Source organism: Corallococcus sp. 4LFB (genome assembly GCF_046520365.1).
GTDB lineage: Bacteria > Myxococcota > Myxococcia > Myxococcales > Myxococcaceae > Corallococcus > Corallococcus caeni.
The window spans coordinates 1-1,122 of sequence record NZ_JBKGHJ010001052.1 but is presented as its reverse complement, the minus strand read 5'-3'; the positions used below and the strand labels follow the sequence as shown (position 1 = coordinate 1,122).

Here is a 1,122-nt window from a genome sequence, read left to right as displayed (position 1 = left end):
CACCTCGCGCGCCAGCTGCTCCACCTGCGCGGGCCCACCAGCGCCATGCGCGCCGCCACCTCCGTCAGGGGCATCCACGTGGGCCCCTGCGCCTGCACCAGCGGCAGGTCCGGCGGCGGCGGGAGCGCCACGTCCCCCTCCTGCGCCAGCGGGTGCGTCCCCGTCAGCACCTCCAGCAGCACCAGCCCCAGCGAGAACTGGTCGCTCCGCGCGTCCACGGGCTCGCGCCGCAGCGCCTCCGGCGAGGCGTACGCCACGTCCCCCTTCACCAGCGGGCGGCTGGTGATCTCCCGGCCCGGCAGCGTGGAGAAGGCGGCGGTGAAGTTCGTCAGCTTCACCTCGCCGTGCACGCCCAGGCGCAGGTTCCGGGGGCTCACGTCCCGGTGCACGATGCCCAGCGGCCGGTTCCACTCGTCCCGCAGCGTGTGCGCGTGGTGCAGCGCCTCCGCCACCTCGGAGACGACCCACGCCCCGAAGGCCGGGGACATGGGCTTGCGCCGCATGGCCACCAGGTTGAGCACCGTGTCCAGCGACCGGCCCTCCACGTACTCCATCACCACGTGCGGGACGCCCCGGTACGCCTTCAGGTGGTAGACCTTCGCGATGCCCGGGTGGTTGAGCCGGAACGTCAGCTCCACCTCCTCCACCAGCCGGCGGCGCTCCACGAAGCCGGACGGGTTGCGCAGCCGCTTGATGACCACCGGGCCGCCCATCCCGCCCCGGTAGCGCCGCCGCGCCAGCATCAGCAGCTCCCCGGTGGCGCGCACCTCCAGCTTGCGCACGAACTCGAAGGCCGTGCCTCCCACCGTGAACAGCACGCGCGGCCGGCGGGGCACGCCGGGGATCTCCTCCGTCGTCGTATCGGGCGTCTTCATGTCCTGCCTTTCAACCTGTCAGGTCGAGCGGGAATCGCTCGACCCCGCAGGTAGCACAAACCCTGTCGTGGGGAAAACCTCCAGGGTCGTGTGGCGGGCGCAGGACACGTGGGGTTCATCCGCCCCGGCGCAATCCCAGACGCCGCAGCCACTGCTCCCACCGCCGCCGCCACGCCAGCCGCCGGGCCAGCCACCAGGGCATGGGCGGGGGCAGGGGCGCGGCCAGCCCCGGCACCGGTCCGGGCGG

General features: G+C 73.6%; 1 protein-coding gene. It reads right to left on the bottom strand.

Translation table 11 applies throughout. The annotated features are described in order from the left end of the window. Nucleotides 1-875, bottom strand: an 875-nt coding sequence (locus ACLEQD_RS43970) for a serine/threonine-protein kinase (RefSeq protein ID WP_410391877.1), incomplete at its 3' end; no start/stop codon positions are given. Nucleotides 876-1,122 lie beyond the last annotated feature (247 nt).